Annotated in this window: 18 protein-coding genes and 1 pseudogene; 11 read left to right on the top strand and 8 right to left on the bottom strand. The window is 48.7% G+C overall.

The genetic code is table 11. The annotated features are described in order from the left end of the window. Positions 1-525: 525 nt before the first annotated feature. From MUA00_RS09835 to MUA00_RS09820, 4 genes are all read left to right on the top strand, one after another. Positions 526-2,835 (top strand): tellurite resistance TerB family protein, encoded by a 2,310-nt coding sequence (locus MUA00_RS09835; protein WP_271123053.1) that lies wholly within the window; start codon positions 526-528, stop codon positions 2,833-2,835. A gap of 3 nt (positions 2,836-2,838) precedes the next feature. Next, positions 2,839-4,155 (top strand): ATP-binding protein, encoded by a 1,317-nt coding sequence (locus MUA00_RS09830; protein ID WP_181523140.1) that lies wholly within the window; start codon positions 2,839-2,841, stop codon positions 4,153-4,155. Then, positions 4,152-6,350 carry a DEAD/DEAH box helicase gene (locus MUA00_RS09825; RefSeq protein WP_271123054.1) on the top strand — a complete coding sequence of 733 codons (2,199 nt, stop codon included), beginning with the start codon at positions 4,152-4,154 and terminating at the stop codon, positions 6,348-6,350. Before MUA00_RS09830 ends, MUA00_RS09825 begins: the two co-directional genes overlap by 4 nt. Before the next feature lie 410 nt (positions 6,351-6,760). Next, on the top strand, positions 6,761-6,946 hold the full coding sequence (locus MUA00_RS09820; protein WP_271123055.1) for a hypothetical protein: 186 nt from the start codon (positions 6,761-6,763) through the stop codon (positions 6,944-6,946). 37 nt (positions 6,947-6,983) lie between these two features. Here MUA00_RS09820 and MUA00_RS09815 read toward each other — a convergent pair whose 3' ends face one another. The 4 genes from MUA00_RS09815 to MUA00_RS09800 are packed head-to-tail and all read right to left on the bottom strand — an operon-like array spanning position 6,984 to position 9,816. Then, complete coding sequence (locus MUA00_RS09815; protein ID WP_271123056.1) at positions 6,984-8,675, bottom strand: DUF2326 domain-containing protein; 1,692 nt, start codon at positions 8,673-8,675, stop codon at positions 6,984-6,986. After that, entirely contained in the window at positions 8,662-8,898 is a 237-nt protein-coding gene (locus tag MUA00_RS09810; RefSeq protein ID WP_271123057.1) for an ABC-three component system middle component 6, read from the bottom strand. Before MUA00_RS09810 ends, MUA00_RS09815 begins: the two co-directional genes overlap by 14 nt. After that, entirely contained in the window at positions 8,885-9,436 is a 552-nt protein-coding gene (locus tag MUA00_RS09805; RefSeq protein WP_180850490.1) for an ABC-three component system protein, read from the bottom strand. Before MUA00_RS09805 ends, MUA00_RS09810 begins: the two co-directional genes overlap by 14 nt. A gap of 17 nt (positions 9,437-9,453) precedes the next feature. Further along, positions 9,454-9,816 carry a hypothetical protein gene (locus tag MUA00_RS09800; RefSeq protein ID WP_271123058.1) on the bottom strand — a complete coding sequence of 121 codons (363 nt, stop codon included), beginning with the start codon at positions 9,814-9,816 and terminating at the stop codon, positions 9,454-9,456. 333 nt (positions 9,817-10,149) lie between these two features. Here MUA00_RS09800 and MUA00_RS09795 point away from each other — a divergent pair. After that, positions 10,150-10,602 (top strand): annotated as a pseudogene (locus MUA00_RS09795) (IS110 family transposase); the annotation flags it as partial. Between the two features lie 83 nt (positions 10,603-10,685). Here MUA00_RS09795 and MUA00_RS09790 read toward each other — a convergent pair. Then, a complete protein-coding gene (locus tag MUA00_RS09790) occupies positions 10,686-13,652 on the bottom strand; it encodes a DEAD/DEAH box helicase (protein WP_271123059.1) in 2,967 nt (988 codons plus the stop codon). 785 nt (positions 13,653-14,437) lie between these two features. Here MUA00_RS09790 and MUA00_RS09785 point away from each other — a divergent pair. After that, complete coding sequence (locus MUA00_RS09785) at positions 14,438-15,958, top strand: MFS transporter (protein WP_271123060.1); 1,521 nt, start codon at positions 14,438-14,440, stop codon at positions 15,956-15,958. 73 nt (positions 15,959-16,031) lie between these two features. Here MUA00_RS09785 and MUA00_RS09780 read toward each other — a convergent pair whose 3' ends face one another. From MUA00_RS09780 to MUA00_RS09770, 3 genes are read right to left on the bottom strand one after another with little or no spacing between them, the layout of a single operon-like run. Then, positions 16,032-16,817: an aldo/keto reductase gene (locus tag MUA00_RS09780; protein ID WP_271123061.1), complete on the bottom strand. Its 786-nt coding sequence runs from the start codon at positions 16,815-16,817 to the stop codon at positions 16,032-16,034. Between the two features lie 24 nt (positions 16,818-16,841). Then, on the bottom strand, positions 16,842-17,993 hold the full coding sequence (locus MUA00_RS09775) for a glycerate kinase (protein WP_271123062.1): 1,152 nt from the start codon (positions 17,991-17,993) through the stop codon (positions 16,842-16,844). Positions 17,994-18,014: 21 nt separating this feature from the next. Continuing rightward, the gene (locus MUA00_RS09770; protein ID WP_271123063.1) at positions 18,015-18,794 is read right to left on the bottom strand and encodes a 3-ketoacyl-ACP reductase; all 780 of its coding nucleotides are present in this window, start codon (positions 18,792-18,794) and stop codon (positions 18,015-18,017) included. 483 nt (positions 18,795-19,277) lie between these two features. On the opposite strand from MUA00_RS09770, the gene MUA00_RS09765 reads away from it, so the two are divergent. The 5 genes from MUA00_RS09765 (at position 19,278) to MUA00_RS09745 (ending at position 25,025) form a co-directional block, all read left to right on the top strand. Further along, positions 19,278-20,393, top strand: coding sequence for a sugar ABC transporter substrate-binding protein (locus MUA00_RS09765; RefSeq protein WP_271123064.1), 1,116 nt, complete (start codon positions 19,278-19,280; stop codon positions 20,391-20,393). Between the two features lie 62 nt (positions 20,394-20,455). Beyond that, the gene (locus MUA00_RS09760) at positions 20,456-21,421 is read left to right on the top strand and encodes an ABC transporter permease (RefSeq protein ID WP_271123065.1); all 966 of its coding nucleotides are present in this window, start codon (positions 20,456-20,458) and stop codon (positions 21,419-21,421) included. A gap of 5 nt (positions 21,422-21,426) precedes the next feature. Then, positions 21,427-22,932 carry a sugar ABC transporter ATP-binding protein gene (locus MUA00_RS09755; protein WP_271123066.1) on the top strand — a complete coding sequence of 502 codons (1,506 nt, stop codon included), beginning with the start codon at positions 21,427-21,429 and terminating at the stop codon, positions 22,930-22,932. 19 nt (positions 22,933-22,951) lie between these two features. Further along, on the top strand, positions 22,952-23,968 hold the full coding sequence (locus tag MUA00_RS09750; RefSeq protein ID WP_271123067.1) for an ABC transporter permease: 1,017 nt from the start codon (positions 22,952-22,954) through the stop codon (positions 23,966-23,968). A gap of 13 nt (positions 23,969-23,981) precedes the next feature. Beyond that, a complete protein-coding gene (locus tag MUA00_RS09745; protein ID WP_271123068.1) occupies positions 23,982-25,025 on the top strand; it encodes a zinc-dependent alcohol dehydrogenase in 1,044 nt (347 codons plus the stop codon). Positions 25,026-25,051: the final 26 nt, after the last annotated feature.

The following is a 25,051-nucleotide window of genomic DNA, read 5'->3' as shown; positions in this document are numbered from 1 at the left end:
CGGGACGGGTTGTGTTGGGAAAAGATTGGCCGGAAGCTGATACGGGAACGGAAAGCACACGGGAGAAAAAACTGACCCTGCATAGCCGGGCGTAGCGCCCCTTACTCCGCTGAGGTGAAAAGGGCTGAGTGCTGATGTTTAGAACTCGAATTTAGCTGTGTCAGTTCAGACATCAGTTGGCTGTAATCGAGGTAATACACGCCAAGTCTGACATTCTTATTTAGCGCAAGCGAACGTCAGAAATTACAGGCTGGGTGTAAAGCAGGCCCAAAAGGCTATGTCTCCTGTAGAATGGTGAATTCTGCCCATAAAACAGATAGTTTTGTCTGTCAGCACATAGGTTCTGTCCGCCCTGTAACTATTTAGATAATGGCTTTATGGATAAAAAGAAATGGGTAAATTTGGCCATGTTTTAGTTTTAACCCTCACAATATAGAAGTATTATTTTAAGATTAATCTACTTCCCCTCCTTTTCCTCGCCATTCTTTCGGCGTATGCGAAAAATCATGTTTAAGGTTATTGCCCATGGAGTTATGGATATTTATAGCGGCGATTTACGTAATTTACTTATTGTTTTTCAAAAAGAAAAAGAATAAATCCGCAGGAACTTATGCCTCCAAAACCGTGAAAGCGCCACCTAAAGAATGGCTTGCTGATATCAAGAAAAAAGAGGCTGTTGTGAGAAACGATGACAGTGAAGATGATGTTCTGGCGAGCTTTACGTTGAGCGGCGATCGGAGTGTCGATTACAGAGCAGCAACGATTCAACGTCAGAGCCCTTCAAAAACGACGGGTACTTTGGCTCGATGGGTGCTACCTGGTGAGGTGACCATTGTAGGTGGTGTGGAGATCACCGGTGGTTACTTCTATTTAGGTCAGCGGATGAAGCCCACCGGGCAGAGCTTCAGCGAGTATTATGATGATAGCACTGAGGCATCATTAATTGACGACACGCTCAACATTTACCCAAAACATTATCTTTACGAAGATAGTTCATTGGGATATTGGCCCAGTTATTCCTCGCTTTCACCTGATGCGCGCGGTGCGTATCTCAGTTGGCTGTCCAGCGACAGGCGTGACGCCTCATGCCCAGTAGGTTACGTTTTTATCTATCTGTATGGCCTGGAGAGAAAAGCACTGGTTGACAGCCGGGATGGTAATACACCTGACGCTGAGTTCCGCAATCTGTTTAATGAAGTCTACCGGTTAAGATCGGTATTCATTGAGAACCGCTCCTTCCGGAATTACTCGTCCCAGTTACTTGAAGCAATGTCTATTCTGCGCCCGGACATTGGTCTGGTCGCAGATCTTGGCCAAGGTTCGAGTTTCAGCAATCTTATGCTGTTTAAGTTAGCTTTGGCAAAGGCTGTGGACGCTGGAGTTCCTGTATCAGCCGATCTGGCGCTGAGGTGGATAATAAATCATACAGAGTATGCGTTACGAACTCCCGCCCGCCGCTGCGCGAATGAATTTGCTGCGCTTTTCAAACGGCGCTATACCCTCAAATACGGTGAGGGGATGGTTGTCAAACCTAATAAAACACGACTACGAATGGATTACACACCAGCAAGCCCCAGTCTGCGCGGCTTTCGTCTTCCTGTTCCAGACTTGCCTGACCCTAGTGCATTGAAGGGCCCAGTCCAGAAAATCATGACACTTGCAGAGATCTGTACAGATGAACTGGATGCTTACAGCCGCTACCTTGGCAGAAAAGGTACGTCAGAAAATGACACTGCTGCAATTATGTTGCTGCCTGTGGAAATCATTAACGAAAGCGCTGGAAAAGTTTTAAATACATTCAAACGCTGGGCTGATGAAGTGATCGCGAGTCGCAAGGGGTTAACCACCGCTGCTGACTTCTGGGTACACATGGGAGCCAATTGCCCGGCAAAAATTAATAAAAAAGAGGCCGACCTGATGCAAGCCTTTGCCCTGAAAATGGGCTATTGCCTGGCACCGGATCCGTTTTACCACCATGTGAAAGCAGAAGCTGACGGCGCGCTGGTTTTATTTGCCGCTAGTGAGGGTGCGCGCTTCTCACCATCTCCGGCATTTCTCTCAGCGGTAATGACACTAAGACTTGGGTCAATAGTAGCCTTAACCGACAATAGCCTTGATCAGGCCGAGCAGAAAGTGCTGGAAAATGCGATCGACCATAATTCTGGCTTTAGCGAAAATGAAAAACGCTCCTTACATGCGTATTTGACGTGGCAGCTTCATACCCCGGCCAATATGACGGGAATGAAAAATAGAATAGCGCCGCTGAGTACGATGGAAAAATTAGCAGTAGGTAAGGTTATCGTCGGAGTAGCCTGCTCTGATGGGAGAATTGAGCCTGCCGAAATTAAACAGTTGGAAAAGATTTATTTGAGCCTGGGACTGGATCCATCAACTATTTCCGGCAACATCCATCAGCATTCGACGACAGAGGTAATCCCGCAATCGTCCGCATCAGCAAGTCTTGGGGCCACTGAATTCACGCTGGACGCCAACGTACTGGCCCACCATGAGTCGGCAACAAACGATGTTCGTAAATTACTTAGCGCAATTTTTACCGAGGACGAGCCGGAATTTCGTGAGAGCGCTCCCGTAACCGGGGCGCAAGAGGGTGGCCTTGACAGTGCACATAAACAACTCTACCACAGCCTTCTGGAGAAGAAGCAATGGCCCCGGAAAGAGGCGACAGAACTTTGCGAAAATCTTAATTTGATGCTCAGCGGTGCGCTTGAGGTTATCAATGACTGGTCCTATGCAGTGGTTGATGCACCAGTAATGGACGATGCCGATGATGAGATCTGGGTAGACCTGGAAATTGCCAAAGAACTAGAGGGATAGTTGATGTCTGTGACACGCATAAGAGTTAAAGAACGGGATGCTATTATCCAATCACTGAAGTCTGGTGTAACGCCAAGAATAGGCATTCAGCACATCCAGGTGGGCCGGATGAATGAGATAACGGCCCTCCACAAGGATATTGAGCGGATAGCGGACGGCGGCGCAAGCTTCAGACTTATCATCGGTGAATACGGATCGGGCAAAACGTTCTTTCTGAGCGTGGTACGTTCTATTGCACTTGAAAAAAGGCTGGTAACAGTCAGTGCAGACCTTTCCCCCGACAGGCGCATTCACTCATCGGGAGGTCAGGCGCGCAATCTCTACTCAGAGCTTATGAAAAACATGTCCACCCGCAACAAACCTGATGGTAATGCGTTACTCAGTGTTGTGGAGCGGTTCGTCACGGAGGCGAGGAAGGAGGCTGATGCGGATGGCGCTCCAGTCTCGTCGGTTATTCACCAACGCCTGGCTGCTCTGTCAGACATGGTGGGGGGATATGACTTTGCTAAAGTCATCGATGCCTTCTGGCGCGGACATGAACAGGATAACGAGACGTTAAAATCCAATGCCATTCGCTGGTTGCGGGGCGAATACACCACAAAAACCGATGCCCGCAACGATCTCGACGTCCGGACGATTATCTCAGATGCCTCGTTCTACGATTCATTGAAGCTGGTAAGCCTGTTTGTTCGTCAGGCAGGCTATGCCGGATTACTGGTCAACCTCGACGAGATGGTAAACCTTTACAAGCTGAACAACACTCAGGCGAGGACGGCGAACTATGAACAGATCCTGCGGATCCTGAATGACTGTCTGCAGGGCTCTGCCGAAAATATTGGTTTTGTTCTTGGAGGCACGCCCGAATTCCTGTTTGACCCGCGTAAAGGACTCTACAGTTATGAGGCGCTGCAATCGCGTCTGGCGGAAAATCGGTTCGCTCAGAAAGCAGGAGTGATTGACTACTCGTCACCCACGCTACATCTTGCCAGCCTCACCCCAGAGGAATTGTATATTTTACTGAAAAATCTTCGCCATGTTTATGCAGGCGGAGAGCCCGAGAAGTATCTGGTATCGGATGATGCACTTACCGGTTTTCTGCACCACTGCAGTAAAACCATAGGGGATGCTTACTTCCGTACCCCCCGAAATACCATCAAAGGTTTTCTGGACATGCTGGCCGTGCTTGAACAAAACAGCTCGATAAACTGGCAGACGCTAATCTCGGGTGTGGCAATTGAAGATGACAGGCCCAGCGATATGGATGACAACATTGCACAGGATGAAGATGATGATGACAGCCTGGCCAACTTCAAATTATGAGCAGCGCTTACGATAGTCTCGATCCCCGCGTTCGTAAGTGGGTTTATAAGCAGGGCTGGTCTGCATTAAGGCCCCTGCAAGAGAGCGCTATCCCGGCCGTTTTAGCCCGTGACCGGGACGTGCTAATTAGTGCAAGCACTGCAGCGGGTAAAACAGAGGCTTTCTTTCTGCCTGCCTGTTCAGCAATTGCAGGTATCACTAACGGGTTTGGTATTGTTTATATCAGCCCACTTAAGGCGCTGATTAATGACCAGTACCGTCGTCTTGAGAGCCTGGGCGAGGCGTTGGATATGCCGGTGACTCCATGGCACGGTGATGTACCACAAAGCAAAAAGAAGAAAATCCGCACTAACCCGTCTGGCATCTTGCTTATTACACCGGAATCACTTGAGTCTTTGCTCATAAACTCATCGGGCTGGCTCAAACAGGCGTTCTCGCCATTGGCCTACATTGTTATTGATGAGTTTCACGCTTTTATTGGTTCTGAGCGCAGCATGCAACTACTCTCGCTGCTCAACAGAATTGATCATGTGCTGGGACGTCATGCGAATCCGGTTCCCCGCGTTGCATTGAGTGCTACGTTAGGAGAACTGGATAAGGTGCCTGAACTGTTGCGTCCGGATAAGCGATTGTCCTGCGAAACTGTGACAGACAATAATAGCTCGTCCACACTGCAGGTGCAGGTCAAAGGCTATCTCGAGCCAGTGACTAAAAAGGGAGAAGAACCTCAACGCTCAGCAGAAGAACAGGTCTGCGCTGACATCTTCAGACTCTGCCGTGGCGACTCCCATTTAGTCTTTGCAAACAGTCGAAAGCGCACTGAAAGCATTGCGGCGACGCTGAGCGACATGTGTGAGGAAAATGTTGTTCCGAATGAATTCTTTCCCCATCACGGATCCTTGTCCAGGGAATTACGCGAAACGCTTGAAGCCCGCCTACAGCAGGGGAATTTGCCCACAACAGCAATCTGTACCATGACGCTTGAGCTGGGTATTGATATAGGTAAGGTGCAGTCAGTTATACAGGTCACTCCTCCGCATTCTGTCTCCAGCTTGCGTCAGCGTATGGGCCGGTCAGGGCGACGCGATTCTCCATCAGTTCTGAGAATGCTGATCTCTGAACAAGAACTTACCGCAACCAGCAGCATTGTAGATCACTTGCGGTTGCAGCTTGTCCAGTCGATGGCGATGATCAGATTGATGATCTCTAAGCGATGGTTCGAACCGGCAGATACTCGCCAGATGCACTACTCCACACTGCTGCACCAGATTCTTGCGATCACCGCGCAATGGGGCGGAGTTCGAGCCGATCAACTTTGGACGCAATTATGTCATACAGGTCCGTTCCGAAACATTGACGTAAATGATTTCAAAAATCTGCTCAAGCATATGGGGACAAACAGCCTGCTGACACAACTTGCTAGCGGAGAAATGGTTATCGGGGCTGAGGGGGAAAAACTGACTAACCATTATACGTTTTACGCTGTGTTCAATACTCCAGAAGAATTCCGCATTGTCACAGGAAATCGAACCCTTGGCACAGTGCCCGTGGACTCCCCTCTTCTGCCTGACCAGCATATAATCTTCGGTGGACGACGCTGGAAAGTGATTGAGATTGAGGTGGAAAAAAAAGTTATCTATGTTGAAGCGACCAAAGGAGGCCAGCCGCCACAGTTTAGTGGTGGGGGTATGTCTGTACATGATGTTGTTCGCCAGGAGATGCTCACTATCTACAAGGAAAATGATTACCGCATCACCATAGGTAGTAAGAGAGTCGACTATGCAGATGCCACCGCCAGAAGCCTCTTTGCAGAAGGCTGTAACAACTTTAAGCGTTACAATCTACAAAATTCCCATTTTATTTCCGACGGCCAGCGTAGTTACATTCTCCCCTGGATGGGGGATAAAGTCGTTAATACAATAACGGCCTTGCTCATGCGTAGCCGCTTCAAAGCCAGTTCATTTGCAGGTGTTATAGAGATAGAGCATGCAAGTTTATCATCGGTTCAACATGCGCTAAAAGAAATGCAGTTGACTGGCTTGCCTTCAGAGTCTGAGCTCGCTGCAGATGTTCCAGAAAAATATCTGGATAAATATGACGATTATTTGCCGGAGTCCTTGCTTACGAAAGGATATGGAGCAAAGGCGTATGACATAGAAGGCACGCAGATCTGGCTACAGAAAAACATGCTGTAATCTATTCTCATAATAATGGGCGTAAAGAAATTATTTACACCCTTATTATTTGCTCGCTGATGTTTTATTTCCCTGTAGATTTACTCGGTTTTAGCCCCGGTGTGTTACCGGGAGTATCCTTATTATCACGCCGACGTTTATCTGGTTTGCCTGTCGATTTAGCAATTGGTTTAGGACCAGGTTTAAGAGCCATGATAGTTATCCTTTAACGGTTTAAGAGGGAAGCCCTCTACATCGATATGTGGGATGTAATAACAGTTTTCAATCGAGGTGAACTGCCTTCCAGCGATTAACTCGCTATTTTGTGAGCTATGTTCAATATTGGCACAAAACTGCCCATGGCAAGAACGTGGTGCATGACCCTCGCCAAAAATCTTGCCCCATTCAGAAACAGAATTCCGGCATGATAAATGCTCCCCGAAACGGATGTAGGACCGGTGAAAAAGTCACGATCTATCGAAGAACAGATTGTCTTTGCTCTGAAGCAGGTCGAGCTGGATATGGCGGTGCGGGAGTTCTGCCATAAGCTGTGGCAGGTCACTTTTTTAACATGGGTTCTTCATGCTGATTTTTTTCATTGGCTAGCTAAATATTAATATTTAGAAAAGGCTGCTCAATTAGCAGCCCGTGGCATTACAGTTTGAAAAACTTATCATCTTGAGATAGCTCCAAAATGATGTAACGTTTATACTTTTGGTAATCTTCTTGAGCTAACTTATCAGACAGCATAGATACAATATGTTGCCCTGATAGTTTAATCGACTCGTCAAACATTTTGCGAACGTGTTGAATATCGATTTCATCAATGGAATCGTGCATTACAAAGTTAGGCCTTAAAGCTTGTTTATCACAAACGGTCTTAATGTATGCCAAGTCAAACGTAACAACTTCAAGTCTCTTTAGCCCGCCTTCGTTGTTTGACTCTACATCGTCTACATGCGGGGTGCATTCACCTTTTTCTTGATCTAAATGGAGACTGAAGTTGTACTCAACACCATAAAAATCAAGAGTGTAATTTTTGAAGTTTTCGATGTATTTCTCTTCAAATGAGGTTACGTTGCTAAGCTCAGTTTCCAGTTCCCCTGACAACTCAGTTAAGCTTTGCCTTTCAAGTACCAGTTTTGAATCGATATCATTTTTCTTGTCAATGATGGCTGTAAGCTTAGCTAACTCTTTGTCTAGCTTACCAATCTCCTTCATTGTGTCAGAAATCTCTTCTATTTTCTTTTTTGACTTAAGTTCGTCGAAAAGGCTCTGCTTCTTATTATTTAACTTACCGAATTTTACAGTTACTTCTTCATGTTTCTCTTGAAGCTCATCTAACCCATCAGAAACAAATTCACGCTTAGTAATTAGAAGATGCTCATGGAACGTAAGTGCTTGTCGATAGTCCTCAAGCGTGGATTCTATCTTAACCGATGCGTATTCATAAATTGTCTGTAACTCATTTAGCAAATAATGCTGTGCGTTAGCCTTGAGTATTTCATTAGTTTTGAAGATGTTTTTTATCTTTAAATCTAACGATAGTATTTCTTCAGATAAGGAGTTTTGCTCATCATCAATCGCGTTGATTTTAGATACGATCTCTAGCTTATCGATCCCTTTTTCAGACGACAAGAGAGACCTTTCCAACTTAGTAAGTTCTCGTTTTATTTTGGATATCGAACCGACAATCTTGTCTTGAGAAATAACGCTATTGAATGCTTTCAGGTTTCTTTCATAACTTTTGATAGTGGTTTTTAACTTATGGACTTTAGTGAGTATCTCTGTGTCATTAAAGTTAAACAAATATAAAAAAACAGTGTTTACATCCGACTTGGAAACATTTCTACCGTTATCGAAGTTAACTGTCTTTGTCATACGATGTTGAGTTGTTCGAAAGAATTTCGGAGCAAGCTTTCTGATTGTTGGTTTAGTGGAATAAACGTTGAATATACTACCCATGATATGATAAATGTATTCTTTGCTTGTTACTTCGCTCCCATTCAAAATGTAGTTTTGTAGTTCTGCATCAGTAGAAAGTCTACGTTTGATGACGCTGCATTGATTATCTAAACCTATATATTCTAGTGATACATACACTTCACTATCAGTAAAAAGTTGTTCAATCTCTTGTTTTGGTGTTTGAAACTCATCGTCAATATAGATAGGATTAATTGACCCATCAAACAAATAGTCTAGAATTCTTCCTAAGGTAGATTTACCTACGCTATTGCCAGGTGCATCAGATTCTTTTTTGCTTGTAATGATGTTTAAGTTGTCGAAAAATGGTATCTCTCGTCTTACTTCACCGTCTATCTCTAAGATAAATCTAAGCAACTTCATTGATAAAAACCTCTTTGCCATCGTAGCCAATAGCAGAAATAATGTACAGCCAGTCCAGCGCTAAAATTATGTGGTCTACAGAAACAGAAAGTTCTTGGGTCCCAACTTTCATTAGTTGAGTGATCGTAATACGTTCTCTTTTACACCCATGAAGTTTTTTAAGAATAAAGCCACCGATGTAAAGCACGTTCATCTCTGGATGAGAGCCTTTAATTGGTAGCATTATTAGGATTCTCCAAGACACAGCATTCAACAAATGCATGTGCAACAACAACGCTTAGGCCAATTTCTACTTGTTCTTTGTATTGAGTAACATTAGCTGAATTGTAAACGAACTTTCTCAGTTGTTTAATTACATCGCTGATGATTTCGTCAGCATGCTGTCGTACTTGTGCTATGTCTGGCTCAAAAGAATCGATTTCATACTTCTCAAGTGAATTGCAGTACATTTCATTCAGCAACTCCATAGCTGACTGTTTTCCGTTGATTATGTTTTGTTCTGCAAGAAAATAGGCTCTTTCAATATGAGATGAGTATGATTTGTATCGTAAGACTATACGACGTTTGGTATTAAGCATATTGTGTTCTATTTTTATAGCAACACTAGCAGGAAAAGACCGATCACTGCGGTCAATCTTCACTTTAGCTGACGCAATATCACCAATGATAACGTTGATAATAGAGTCGACATTGTTTTCTGGAGCCCCCACATTGTAGAAGTCCCCTTCGATCTTTTGAATGTCAAATCTTGTTTCACACATAGACAAACCCAAGAGTATTATTTGTTGTAAATAAAATCGCCTTTTATTACACCTTGGTTAAAGTTATTTTTACCATGTTGATGCACTTCTTGATAGTTATCGTGAATATCATTTTGTTCGAATTTAATTATTTTTTGTTCAAGACTTGTATTCTGGATCTTTAACTCGTTATTAGATATTTCTAGGGAAGCGTTATTTTGCTGAAGAGTATTGTTTTGGACCTTTAGATCGTTATGCGTGATGTTTAGATCATTAAATTTATGTTTAATATTGGTCACATTATTTTTTTGGACAAAGGCATAGATGCAACTGACGACTGTACATGCCCAAGCGATAGCCACAAAATGTGCACTGCCAAAGATTTCCCAAAATTCTTGCATTTGTTATCTCGACTTATAGCCATATGAACATACATTGTACAATTCATAAGTGTAGTGTTCCACTAAAAGGTGCATAACTCGCTAATAAATATAAAAGTGTTCATCTAGTCACCAATCTGTTTCACATTAAAGCCAGAGCATCAAAGAACTTTGGTTGTTCTGGCCTTCCCCCCAAAAACAGTCCCAGCATGAACTGAGGTATTCGGTCTTTTGACCCGCTGATTCGCTACGGGTTCAACAGACGCCTCAGAGTCATTTAAAACGACTTAAAAAGAGTCGTTCATGAGAGGTAATCAAAGTGATAGTGACCTTATCAGAACCTACGGCGAACAAATAAAATCCTTATTCGATACGCTTCCGGATGCAGACCTGTTCAAATCACTTCCAGGCATGGGGCCGTGTATGAGCCCCAGAATGCTTGCAGCATTTGGTGATAACCGCAACCGCTTCAACAGTGCCGAAGAAATTCAAAACTACGCAGGCATCGCGCCAGTAACCGAATGAAGCGGTCAAAAATCCGGGGTACGCTGGTGTTGACAGTGTGCGAGATTCGTCCGACAGACATTCGTGGAATGGACTGCGAAGACTGTTAACGCATCATACTGGGCAAAACTTTATTACCAGGGCCAGCGAGAAAAAGGGAAATCGTATCAATCAGCTACCCAGGCTCTGGCGTTCAAATGGATGAGGATCATTTACCGCTGCTGGAAGACCAAAAATCTGTACGACGAAGCTACATATTTGCTGGCACTGGAAGCGCGAAAGTCGCCCTTACTGAAGCCGTAAAAAGCTTGTTGAATGTCTCAGGACATGAAGCGGACATTAAACCAATAAATAATCTGTTCCCTTTTCCGCTCTGGTGAAAATTACTACTTGCTCACTAACCAATAGGCTCTTGTTGCACCACCTTGCATGGCGTAAGAGATTCCGAATGACATTAGATCTGCGAGGTGAGCATCGATTGCAGCGTTGCTTATTCCTGGTTGCACGCCCACGACAGTGAATCCAAGTTGAGTTGCCCGAGTGGCTTCAAGTCTATCCTTGAGTGTCTGCAGATCCCCCACTACAAACCTTGACGGCGACTTAAAACGTTGACCCATTCGATCCGCCATATGCGCAAGAAGCACAGATACATCGCAATAGAAAACGGATTTCACTAACTGGCCAGCGACTTCGTACACATCATCCACTCGCCCCCCGCTGGGAGCGCCTCCTGCTCCTTTACAGTGGTACAATGCGATGTCCACGTCACCATTGGTTTCCATGGTTACCGCTATATAGTCGGCTGCCTCTCCAGAACGGTGGTCGTAAAACAATGCGACTACGTTAGGGAGGGCAAGCAGGTACTGTTCGAGGTGTTCCTGTACAGTCCTTTTACCCTGTAGCTCTGCGCGCTGTTCCCGTGCTTTTTCAGTGTCGTTGTCGATTACAAACTCGACCCTGATTTCGCATTCTTCCCAACCAATGACCTGCGTATCGTCCTTTGTAAGCGAAACTGCCTGTAACTGTGGTGCAAGCATTAAATTCAGCCCTTCAAAGGTAGATTTATCGGAGGTATAGAACATCGGCGGGTGTTCACTCAACCAGTCAGCTAACGGCATCCATAGATCGTTAGCTGATTCGATCTCCAAACCCATATTCTGATCGAGCAGTGCCACCATTCTCCCCTGAGGAGAAAATCGCATATTGGCACTCGCTTCCTCTGAGTGAAGGCTGAAGAGCAATTGGGCTTCTAAGGGTCTGCAGTCAAAGTCTGCCAGGTCCCATTCAGTGAGGCGGCTATAGAGCGGGCGTTGATCCTCAGGGCGACGAATCCTAATCCTCGGATTTGTCTTGAATCCTGCTCTGGGCCAGGTCCCTGCTATCACTAGGTCTGGTAGCCTCTGCAACGTCGTAGCCGAACGAATAACATCGAGGCGTGTTTCAGAGAAGGGAGCATTGCCAGCGAGTCGACCATCTAATCGAGCGACCCACTGATAAAATTCTGCTATAGAGAGGCGCTGATTACTCCAAATACGCGAGCTACTGCTAGCTCCGATGGTTTCTTTTTCTCCGCCACTCGATCCGCTTCCAAAGAAGTGCCCTTGAGCATATGCCCGGCTATCACCAGCCGTTACCGCACGTTCCGCTGCCGGCCCTGTTAACGTTCGGTATGTTTCGCTTTGTGAGTTGAATGTCGTATTTTTTAGTCCGACATTGAAGAATCGGACACCCTCCAAACCAGCTCTCGCACGGCTGGTTTCCTCGTAGCTCAATGACCGATAACTCTGAGGGCAAACCATGTCCATCAGTCCCAAGTAGATCTTTTCTGTTCTTCGGGTAGAGCCGATATAGCAAAGTTGGGAGTCCGCAAAGTATAAGAGCAGAAAAGCATCATGCCGAATGTTCACAAGCACATCGGATGTGGCGAAATTTGGTGGATTTTCGTCGGAGGTCAGGATTAGTGTCAGGTCTCCATCATCTGACGCCCATTGCTTCACTACTCGCAGGTCACGCCCCAGGGTTTCTTTTATCTGAGTGAAGATTGGAGGTGTGGAGCAACGGAACACGCAGACGTGCGCATAGAGCTCGATTGCTAAAGGGGACACTGCATCGTAGTTTGATTCGGCAACTCGCCGCAGCCTGAGCCGCTCAACCATTTCTAACTCAGCAGCATCGCCTGCCATCTCTGCTTGAGCTGCAGCATCTATCATACTCGCAAGATCTACCCCCTCCTTAAGAAGAGCGCTAGGCGCCTCCAGAACTCTTGGGAGCGGCGCAATTAATGTCGCCTGGCCGGTTGCCTTATCCACCCTAGCGAAACGCCCAATGAACTGAATTGTCGGTACCAATGAACGATGTGGAGTGTGTAATGCGGCCACCTTCAGTTTCGGAAAGTCGTACCCCTCCCCGAACATATCTACACACACGATCCCCTGCAGCTCCCCACTGACCAAACGCTGCTCGCAGCGATCCTGGGTACGCTTCGTGATCTTACTATCCACCGCTTCAACGTTGACCCCTAGCGCTTGATAGATTGGAACCAAAGCCCTGGCTGCATTGATCGTTGCTGCTCTCACAAAAAGGCGATGATCATGCCCTGCAGCTAAGTCCTGATGCAGTTGGTTTACAGCAGTCTCTGCAATGACCTGGTCAATATGATGATCATCAACCGTGTTTTGAATAGGCGCAGCTCGGAAGGCGACGGGATGAAACGCCCCTTCATCTACGGCCTTCATTACCGGGTAGCGGTAGACCAGCTTCCCTGGAATTACTTGGCCATCGCGGCGAAAGGGCGTTGCGGTCAGAAATACGAACCGGGCTTTCGTGTAGTGCTTTAAGTACGCAGCCCATGTATTCGCAGGAGCGTGATGGGCTTCATCAAATACGATCAAATCGAACAAGTCTGGCGAGGCGCCAGGTGCAACCGCTGGTGAAGAACTACTTGGGGTCGAAACCACAACATCGTGGCTCTCTAAGACCTGCCAATCTTCCTCCGATTGAGGTCTCCCTTCATGTCGGAGCACCGATGGGTTAGCAAGATCCGCCGGGATAGCACCAATACGCTTTAGTGTAGAAAGCTCCGCAAAGTGCGATGATACCTGCTTGCGTAGCGCATTAGATGGCTCAACAACGAGCACTCGTTTTGACTGAACCAGAAACGGCAGGGCCATCATTACAGATGTCTTACCGTACCCAGTGGGAAGGCAGATTATCGCCGGGTCAGCATAGACCGAGTAATGCGCCATTGCAGCATGCAGGGAACCAAGTTGACCTGCGCGAAAGCCTTGGTTGGGCAGCAACTTTTGTGCGGCTAGATTCAGAGCACCATTCGAATCCCTGAAAAAGTTAGGCATCTTACCCTCGCTTGCTGACGAAGTTTTAACGTAAAACGGCTTTTTAATAGAGTTTCGGAAGCGTCGTCATATCCAGTTTCGCAATCTATTACTCCTTACACTAACGCATAGCATGGCATTGCGCCACTTCCTAGCATTCTACAGTTTTGTATACAAGGTTGGCTGCAGGGTTAAGTCTGAGCCAGAGAACCTAGAAAATCTGCTGAGCGTCTGCTTTTGGCACAGAGTAGGCTGTTCGAGGTCTTTGGACAGAATTTCGCTTCGAGCCAACTTTTTGATGCTCGTTCTAGCTATCCTTCCTTTGCAGAGAACATCGTAGAACCATCAACACATGAAGCGAAGTGTTTAAACCTGCTTTAAATAACCAATAACTATTGGTGGTCAGTTTGGTGGTCTTGACAGAAAAGGAATTCAGGTTTAGCTTACTTATTAGCCAGTTATAGGCAAAGGCGATCCCAGTCAGAGGAGCCATATTTGAAAAAGCAGACGTCCACGGGCGTCTGCTTTTTTCGTTTTAAATCCCTTCCCCTGCCTATTGCCCCCCATCTGAACCGCTCGCCGCGTTCTGATACCAATAGAAATTTGAGGGCCTCCCTAAAGATACGTCTAGCCCGTTCGTGAAGCGCTTGAAACCGTTTTTTTGTAGCAGGCCGCTGTCATCCTGGACTTTGATAACACGTTAACAAAATGTGATCCATGATCAAAAGTAACTAACAAGTTTGTTACTTTATATAATACATGAACTAGGGTACTGCGACTCGTTACTCAGATAACAGGCGTATATCATGGCAAGAAAAATTACGTTAAGACACTATCTCACCTACGGTTCAGGCGACTTTTTTGGTATGGGAACGACGGCGCTAACCGGCGCATGGCTACTGTTTTTTTATACTAATTTTTGTCATTTAAGCGCGGTTGAAGCCGCATCGATCTTCGCCATCGCGCGCGTTTTTGACGCCATCGCCAGCCCGTTAATGGGCTACCTTACCGACAACTTCGGTCATACCCTGATGGGGAAAAAGTTTGGCCGCCGGAAGTTCTTTATTTTATTAGGTATTCCAGCAGTATTTTCCTACTGCTTTATCTGGGTCAGCGATATGGGCTATCTCTATTATTTGCTGACCTATCTGGTTTTCGAGCTGGTCTACAGCATGGTGCTGGTGCCTTACGAGACGCTGGTTCCGGAAATGACCGACGATTTCAAAAAGAAGACGCGTTTCTCGGGCGCAAGAATTTCCTTCGCCCAGCTATCTTACATCATCACGGCGTACCTGCCCGCCATGTTCTTTGGCTGGTACGGAAAAGATAATCCCGATGCGTTTTTCTATGCCGGACTGGTGATTGCCGTCATCTGCGCGGTCGCGCTCACTGTGGTTTATTGCAATACCTGGGAAAGAGAACGCCCATCCGAAGAGCAGGAACCGGCTGCCGCGTCAGGTTCTTTACTGAAGAGATTTTTCAGCGATGCGCTGTCAACGCTGAAGGTTAAAGCATTCCGCACCCATCTGGGCATGTATCTCGGCGGGTTTATCGCCCAGGATGTATTTAACGCCGTTTTTACCTATTACGTTATTTATGTCCTCTTCCAGACCGCCACCGTCTCCTCGGAACTGCTGGGCATAATGTCCATCATGCAACTGATTGCCGTGCTGTCCATGATCCCGCTTTGTATTCACTGGGGTCCTGCGCCCGCCTATCGTCTTGCGGTTGGTTTTTTTGCGCTAGCCTGTCTTACCTACGGTTTTTTATGGCTGGGCGATTTCACTCATATTGCCGTGTTGATGCTGGTGTCCGCGGTAGCGGGCTTCGGGCGAGGCGGAATCAACTACATTCCATGGAACACCTACACCTATATGGCCGATGTCGATGAAGCTATTACCGGTTTGCGGCGTGAAGGGATTTTCGCAGGCGTAATGACCATGACGCGCAAAGCTTCACAGGCGGTTGCGGTCATGATCGTTGGCGTTCTGCTGCAGCTGGCGCATTTTAACCCCGGTCAGCCTCATCAACCGGAATCAGTGCATTATGTTATCCTGGCGGTGCTTAGCCTTGGCACCACGCTGCTGTTAGCGGCCGGTTATCTGGTTTCGCGCAGCTTCACGCTTAATATCAAAACGCACGCGGTTTTGCGCCAGGAGTGCGACAGAATGCGTCTGGTTGGTGGACCAATAGCGCCGGTCAGCAAAGAAAACCAGCGCATCCTTGAGGATATTACCGGTTTCGCTTATCAGGATCTGTGGGGAAATAATAAGGTTTCACGCCTTGGCCGTCAGACAACGAAAGGTATAATAAATTTATCTAAGTAAAAAAAACCGGAGAAGAGACGGTTATCCTCTTCTCCGGTACGCTGTGAAAGCTTGCTGGTTTATTAAAAATAGATTACAGCGCGACCACGCGATAATTGGCGCTTTTTAATTCGCTAATCTGCTGCATATCAATATGGGACAGATTGAAATCGAGAATAGCAAAGTTATCCTTAATGCGTTCCGGATTAGACGACATGGTGTTTGACTGTATGCCCGACTGCAAAATCCAGCGCAGAATAATCTGCGCTGGCGTTTTAGCATAGCGTTTAGCCAGCGTCTGAATAAGCGGATATTGCAGCGCTTCTCCACGGGCTATCGAACAATAGGATGAAAGGGGAATGTTCGTTTCGACCGCGGCCTTCAGCAACTCGCTTTGATCCAGTAAAGGATGAAGCTCCACCTGATTTACGATTAACGGCGTGGCGATCGCTCCTCGCGCCTGCGCCATCTGTACAGGCGAGAAATTACTCAAGCCGATGTGCTTTGTCAGGCCATACTTCTGCGCCTGTTCAAGCAAACGCAGCGTTGCGTCAAAATCTTTTTTGGGCGGGCTATGGAGCAGCAAAACATCAACCTGCTCAAGGTTAAGCGCCTGCAGGCTTTGCTCGACCGAAGCCATAAAGAGGCTGTTATGGTAATTCGCAGACAGCACTTTCGTCGTGATGCAAAGCTCGCCGCGCGCGACAGGATAACGGCTTAGCACCCGGCCAATTTCCCGTTCGTTATTATACATCTGCGCCGTATCAATCGCCCTGTAGCCAATCTCCAGCGCATATTCTAATGCAGATGTTAACGCTTCGTTCCGCAGCTTATAGGTGCCAAAGCCACGGATAAACTCTGCCCGATAAAGGATATTCATTTTTATTTCCGCAAAGGATTCGGTTTAACGACGAACAGGCTGACTCGCGGCCAGACGCCAGAGCGAAGCAATATTAAATGCAGCCGACTCCAGCAGCGTTGCGGCTTCACGCAGCGCGCGTTCATAAGAGATAACGCCGGGAACCAGCGAAAACGCCGAGTTTAAACCAAGCTCATGCAATGATTCATAACCGCTGCCGAGCGAACCGGCGAGCGCGATACTCGGACAGCCCTGCGCATGAGCGCGGCTGATAACCCCGGCAGGTCCTTTACCGCTGCTGGTCTGGGCATCAAGACGCCCTTCGCCAGTGATTACCAGGTCAGCCTCCCGCACTAACGCATCGAAATGCAGGGTATCGAGTACGATATCAATACCGCTGTACATTTCGGCCTTCAGCACGCCCTGCAGCGTGGCGCCCATCCCGCCAGCCGCGCCGCCGCCTTGCAAACCGGCGATATCATTCCCGGACTGCTTTTTGAGAATGCTGGCGACCCGGGCCAGGTTGCTTTCAATCCGTGCCGCCGTCTGCCCGGTTACGCCCTTTTGTGGGCCAAAAATCGCGGTGGCGCCCTGTTCGCCGAGCAAAGGATTGTTCACATCACAGGCCAGTAGCAGCGAAACCTGCGCTAATCTCGGATCGAGGTCGGAAATATCAATAGCAGCCAGATAGTCAAGGCCACCCGCGCCCCAGGGCACTTCTTCGCCCACGGCTGTCGTACAGCGGCAGCCAAGCGCCTGCAGCATGCCGATGCCGCAGTCATTAACAGCGCTGCCGCCAAGCCCGATAATGATTTTGTTGACGCCGCGATCCAGCGCGGCCCTGATAAGCTCCCCAACTCCATAGCTGGTAGCGAGCAGCGGATCGCGATCTGCTGGCGCCACCCACTGTAGTCCACAGGCGGCGGCGACCTCAATAACGGCCGTGTTTCCATCGCCCAGCAGACCATAAAACCCGTTAACCGGGGCTCCCATTGGACCGGTCACCGGTACGGAAACGAGCTTTCCGGCAGTAGCGTTAACCAGAGCGTCGACCGTCCCTTCTCCGCCGTCGGCTATCGGTAATTTCAGGCACTCCGCGTCGGGTATGGCCCGAAGGAGTCCCCGCTCGATAGCGTCAGCCACGGCGCTGGCTGACAGACTCTCTTTAAATGAGTCCGGGGCAATAATGATTTTCATGATTTATTCACCTGCCTAAATTCAGAAACGGGGGATCAACATGCCGCCATCGGCGCTAATCACCTGACCGGTTAAGTAGGGCATGCCGCCGCTGGCAAGGGTGGTGACTATCGTGCCAATCTGGCCTGGCGTACCAAGCTTCGGCAGCAGGGTTAACCCTTCATCCACGCGTTTTTGGTACATTTCCAGCGAAGGCTGCGTCATTTCCGTCACGATAAGCCCCGGCTGGATATCAAAAACCTGCGCCCCTGCTTCGGCGAGACGCGCTGCGAATAGTTTCGCCACCATGGCGGCCGCGGCTTTGGACACGCAGTACTCGCCGCGATTGATCGAAGCCGCCGAGGCGTTTGATGAAGAGACCACGATAAGGCTGTAATGTAGGTCAGGATCGCAGGTGCGGGAGAGCAGGCGTCTGGCAAAGGCCTGGCACAGGAAGAACGTAGCGCGGGCGTTAACCGCCTGACAGCGGTCGTAGCTTTCCGGCGTGACATCAAGTAAATCACCGCGGCTGGTCACCGACACCCCGGCGTTATTAACGAAAGTCGTCAACGAACCCAGCGCTTCTTCAGCCTGCGCCAGCATCCTGTCGTGCTGGCTGATATCCGCAACGTCTCCTGGCACGGCAACCGCTTTGACGCCCCAGCCGGTAAGCCGCTCTACGGACGCGCGTAACGCCGCGGAATCCTGATAATCATTCAAAGCAATATGAAAGCCAGCCTGCGCCAGCTTCGCGGCGATTTCAAAACCAATACCGCGAGCCCCGCCGGTGATAAACGCAACCTGTCGTGTATTAACCGTCATTTTTTCGTTCCACTGCTGATTGAGAATGTGAAGAAATCATAGCGACACCGATCGACGATTGTAAATAAATAGTTACTTACAAACTCCAAATATGGGATCTGCGTATTGCCATATGGCCAGCCACGCGATCGGCGGCAAGATCTTTGTGACTGATATCCCAAACGTAAGCAAAACAGGCGGGCGATAAAAACTAAGCTTAAATACATTTAAATCATAAAGTTAAAATAAAAAAATGCTAAAACCGCATACGAGCAACCTTTTATAAAACCGCACTGAGAGCCCCTTAAAATAATAAATAAAAACAACCTGTTAACCGGATTTCGGGATAAAAAAACGACCGGTAAAAAACCCTTAATTCGTTCAATTGCCAACGGTTAACCTGGGTGATATATCATCAATTTGTAAGTAATTAGTTATTTACATGTTAAGCGCAATTTACCCGATCCCTTACCCCCGAAACCCTAAAAGACAGGAAATATCGCTATGTCATTTATTAAAAAATTCGTTGAACAAAGCGTGATTAGCCGACGTGAATTCCTGCTGAAAAGCGCCCTTGGCATCGGCAGCATGGCGGCGATGCCACTTATCAGCCCTTTCTCTAAAGCGATGGCGGCTGAAGGGGGCAATTTTACCCTGGCCTGGGGATATCGTGACCCTGACAACTCTTACTGGAACGCCATCGCAGCGGGCGGACAATCCTATGCGAAGACGCAAAACTCACCGATGGTGAGCCTGATTAACGGCGGCAATAACGAGAAAGTTCTCTCGGATATTAAGGCGCTGCTGTCCAAAACCGAGGGGCGGCTGGCCATCGGCTGCGATCCTAACGACGCCCCTAACGCGCGGGCAGTGGTCACCGCCTGCCAACAGCGCGGCGCTTTTATTACCACTATCTGGAATAAAACCGACGATCTGCATCCCTGGGACTTTGGCGACAATTACGTCGCCCACATCAGCTGGTCCGATTTCGAACCGGCGCAGCAATGCGCGCAGTTGCTGTTTGACGCGATGGGTAAAAAAGGCGGCATCGTCGGATTAGGTGGAATTGCATCAAACGTGCCGGCGATTGAACGTAAGGCAGCGCTGATGCATAAGCTGAAAGAAAACCCGGATATCAAACTGCTGGACTGGCAGGACGCGGACTGGAGCACCTCGAAAGCCAACGACATGATGTCTACGATGCTCACCCGCTTCGGGGATGATATCAAAGGCATCTTCTCATCTAACGACAGCATGACGCTTGGCATTATCGAAGCCCTGCGCGCAGAAGGTCTGGCGGGACAAATCCCAATAGTTTCCTACGATGGCACGCCGGACGCGGTCAAGCTGTGCATCAGCGGGGAAATTCTGTGCACCGTCAGCACCGACCCGTACTGGGCTGGCGGCATTGCGCTTTCGCTGGCGCACCACGCGGCTATTGGCAGCTTCAAGCCTTCCGCTGAACCCCATGAGCATCGCGAGTTTTATGGTCCGACGATCATGATTACCAAAGACGATGCGCAGAAGTGGTATCAGGAAAATATTGTTAATACCCCCACGGTCGACTGGAATAATTTCTGGCAAGAATCAAAGGGCCCTGTCCAGTATCGCAAATTATAGTTTTGCCCTTAACCGAATATTTTCCGTGAAGGCGTTATAAATACAATTCGTGAAGGTCGAATATGTCATCACAATCAAGCTATAAAGAGCTTTTGCGTAAATGGGCGCCGTTAATAGTATTGCTGCTGCTTTGCGCCATTATCAGCATTATTTATCCCGGGTTTTTATCCGTACGAAATTTCTCGCGTTTACTGACCGCCAGCGCCGCCCCGTTGATGATTGCCATCGGGGTGACGTTTATCATTATTATGGGCTCGATCGACCTTTCCATTGAAGGCATTATGGCTTTTTGCGGCTCCATGCTGGCAATCATTATGGTGAAGCTGGGCGGCTTTAGCGAATTAGGTTATTTTGCTATTCCGGCCGCCATTATTATTTCAGCCGCCTGCGGGCTAATAAATGGTCTTATCCACGTTAAGCTTAAAATCCCTTCGTTTCTGGTCAGCCTCGGGGTTGGCTTTAGCTTAATTGGCGTCACTATGGTCATCACTAAAGGGGAACGTATTCCCCTTCCCGACCCGGTATTCAGACTGCTGTTGACGGAGCGTATTTTCGACTTCCCGCTTATGGTCTATCTCGCCGCCGCGGCCCTACTGTTTGCCTGGTTTATTCAAAGCTATACCGCGCTGGGGCGTAATTTTTATGCGGTCGGCGGCGGTGAACATCTGGCCTATGCCTCAGGTTTATCAGTGAAACGCATTCGCGTACTCGGCTTTGCCCTTGCCGGCGTGTTCTACGGGCTGGGCGCGGTATTTGCGGTCGCCCGTTTAGGGTCTGTCGCCAGCAATCTGGGCGACGGTTATACCTTTATCGCCATCACTTCCGTGGTGGTCGGCGGCACCTCTCTAATGGGCGGCAACGGCGGTGTATGGCAAAGCCTGATTGGCGTACTCATCATCAACGTTATCAACAACGGCATGGTGCTGGTCGGCTTCCCGACCTATATCCAACAGGGCGTTTTAGGCGCGTTAGTTATTATCTCGGTGGCGCTGGTCACCAATCGTAAACGTCTGCAAATAGTGAAGTGACGATTATGCTTGAATTCAAAAATGTTGGTAAATCGTTTCCGGGTGTCCTGGCTTTACAGGATATCAACCTGACTATTAAGCCGGGAGAAATAGTCGGATTAGTGGGCGAAAACGGCGCCGGAAAATCCACCCTGATGAAAATTATTTACGGCGCCTATCAGCACGATAAAGGTGAAGTGCTGATCAACGGCAAACCGGTGGTATTCCGCTCGCCGCGCGATGCGATGATGAACGGCATTGGGATGGTATTTCAGGAGCAGTCGCTTATTTCCAATCTTAGCGTGATGGAAAATATATTCCTCGGATTCGAAAAGCCGTTTAAAAAACTTGGCGTCATCAACTGGAAAAAAATGGCCGCCGCCGCCAAAAAGCAGCTGGCGAAGGTCAAGCTTGATATCGACCCGAAAACTATCACCTCCGAGCTTTCGTTTACCCAGCGCCAGCTGGTTGAGCTGGCGAAAGTATTGACGCTTGAGGAAAGAAGCAGCGGTCATTTAATTATTTTACTCGATGAGCCGACGTCAGTATTGCCCGCCCAAGAGATAGAGCTGCTGTTTGAGTTGGTCAGGGAATTAAAAAACCGCGCCTCTTTTATTTTCGTCTCGCACCGCATGGATGAAGTGATGGCGCTTTCCGATCGGATCTACGTAATGAAGGATGGACAAATAATGGATATGGTCGCCCGCGACCAGTTTGATGTGAACAGCATTCAGCGTCAGATGGTCGGTCGCGACATAGATGAACGCTATTATCGGGAGCATCGTAAGCACGGTATTAATAAAGAAATCGCGCTGGTCGAGTTAAAAAATATTTCGCTGTCGGGGCATTATCAGAATGTCTCGCTCGCCTTACATGCAGGCGAAGTGCTGGCGCTGGTCGGCACCGAAGGGGCTGGCACCGAGGAGATTATCCGCTCTGTTTTTGGTCTGATGCAGCCGGATCAGGGGAAAGTCATCCTCAACGGAAGGCCGGTAAATAAATTTAATCCAACCTACAGCATCGCTGAGGGCGTGGGCTATATCCCCCGCGAGCGCAAAATCGAAGGCATTGTTGAAGGCATGTCGGTGGTGGAGAACATTACCCTGGCAAACCTGCAGGACTACTCCTCCTCCGGTCTGTTGCAGGTGCACAACGAGCGCAGGCTGGCCAACGAGTGGGTTAAAAAGCTGTCGATCAAAACCGCCAATATCGATACGCAGTGCAGCAAGCTTTCCGGCGGCAACCAGCAAAAAGTGGTGCTGGCTAAATGGAGAACCGCCGGAGCAAAAATCATTTTGCTAGACCACCCGACCCGCGGCCTTGATATCGGCGCTAAAGAGGATGTCTATGACCTGGTACGCGATTTCACCGATGAGCAATGCGGCGTGATCCTGATAGCCGACTCGCTGGAAGAGGCCATTGGTCTTGCCCATACCATCGCTATTTTTAAAGATGGGCGGCTGATGCATCAGTTTACCGGCTGTGAACAAAAGCGTCCGGAGCAATATGAATTATTACAGCATTTCGTCTAGGTTATTGAGGCATATTTCCATGAAAATCACCCGAACTGATTCATTAGCGCTGTCTGCGATAAATAATCCCGGCAGCCCGAAACGACCTCAATTAACGGCGCGTGAAAAAATCACACGTTATTTACCCATACTGACCCTGGTAGTGTTGGTGGCCTTAGTCAGCCTCTATAACCCGGACTTCCTTAAACCTGGTAATCTCTTCCAGCTGCTGCAGGACGCCTCTACACTATTTATTATGGCGCTGGGGATGACCTTTGTTATTTATATTGGCGGTATCGACCTCTCCGCGCAGTCTATTGCCAGCATGTCAACGGTAGTGCTGGTTATTTTGCTTTCGCAAATTGGCGTGCTGGCTATTCCGCTCACGCTGGCCATCGGCGCGCTGTTCGGCGCGATCTCCGGCTGGGTTCATACCCGTTTTAAAATATCCTCCTTTATTACCACCTTAGCCGTCGGGGGGATTGCCTATGCTACCGGACAGGTTATTTCCGGGCAGCGCGCGTTTTATATTCCCGGAGATATCCACAGCAAAACGGTGGGTTGGATGACGACCACCGTCTTTACCCTGCCTGCAGAAATCATTATTGCCGCCGCGCTGCTGCTGGTGGCATTGCTGATGGAAAGAAGAACCGCGCTGGGACGCCATATGAAAGCGGTTGGCTCTGGCGAATCCGCCGCGCTCGCCAGCGGCGTAAAGGTAGTGAAAGTAAAGATTGTCACTTTCGCTATTGCTGGTGCCTTTTCCGCCGCCGCCGGGGTACTGCTGGCGACCCGCCTTTCCGGCGCGTCGCCGACTATGGCCGACCAGTTCCTGTTACCGGCGATTGTCGCAGTGCTGCTGGGCGGAACGCCTCTGACCGGCGGCGTAGGCGGCGTAGTGAGCACGCTTATCGGCACGCTGATCGTGGCCGTTATTCGCACCAGCATGACCTACCTGAACGTTGAAGCGCAGGCGCAGCAAATTTTCTTCGGCGCGCTGATGATTGCGGCTATCGCCATGACCATCGATCGCTCAAAAATTTCCACCGTTAAATAACCGAGAGCTGGCCATGATTCCTGAGTTAATGAAAGCAGCGGTGCTGACGGCGCCCAAAAAATTCGAGATACAGCAGGTTCCCGTTCCCGCCTATGGCGACGATGAGGTGCTAATTCGCGTCACCCAATGTTCCATCTGCGGTACGGATGTTCATATTTATAACGGCCATTATTCCCGGGATAAGCTGCCGTTAATTCCCGGCCATGAGTTTACCGGAGAAATCCTTGCCGTTGGCCGCAATGTCTCTACCCTGACGCCGGGGCAGCGCGTTATCGCCGATATCAATATCGGCTGCGGACACTGCTTTTACTGTCGCCGAAACGAGCTGCTGAACTGCCCGGAGATCAGGCAGCTTGGTATTCATACCAACGGCGCCTTTGCGGAGTATGTTGCCGTCCCGGCCCGCCTGGTGATTCCGTTTGGCGACGCTATCCCGGATAACATTGCCTGTCTGACGGAACCCTTCTCCTGCGTGGTTCGCGCCAGTAAAAAAATTGGCCTTAAGATCGCCGAGTCGGTGGTGGTGATTGGCGCAGGACCGGTCGGCAATATGCATATTCAAATGGCGCGTTTGCTGGGCGCCGCACCCGTTATCGCCGTTGAACTGAATCCCCAGCGGGCTGAACTGGCCAGACGGTGCGGCGCCGATAAAGTCATCACTGAACCGGAGCGCGCGCTGGAGCAGATAAAACAGTTCACCGAAGGCCGCGGCGCCGACGTGGTTATTGAAAGCGTCGGGCATCCTGAGCTGTATAAACAAGCGCTGACTTTTATGCGCCCCGGGGGACGACTGCTGGCCTTTGGTCTGACGGATGCCGAAACTGAAATCGCCATTAAACCGCTGGAGATTATTTTGCAGGAGCAAATGATTCAGGGCAGCGTGGCCGGGATGGGGGAAGATATGCACCAGGCGCTGCATTTACTGACGCACCAGCGCTTTATCACCTCCCCCTTCTGCGAAGCAGTCCACCAGCTGGAAGATATTCAGCAGGTCTTTTCCTCCCTGTTCGCTAATCCGCAGCATCTAAAAATTCAGCTACGAATCGCGCAGCAGTGAAGCCTTAGCTGACGTTTAAGCTGCTG

Source organism: Dryocola boscaweniae, from assembly GCF_025215095.1.
Classification (GTDB): domain Bacteria; phylum Pseudomonadota; class Gammaproteobacteria; order Enterobacterales; family Enterobacteriaceae; genus Dryocola; species Dryocola boscaweniae.
Note: the sequence above shows the minus strand (reverse complement) of the source record. Positions and strands in the feature narration are given on the sequence as shown.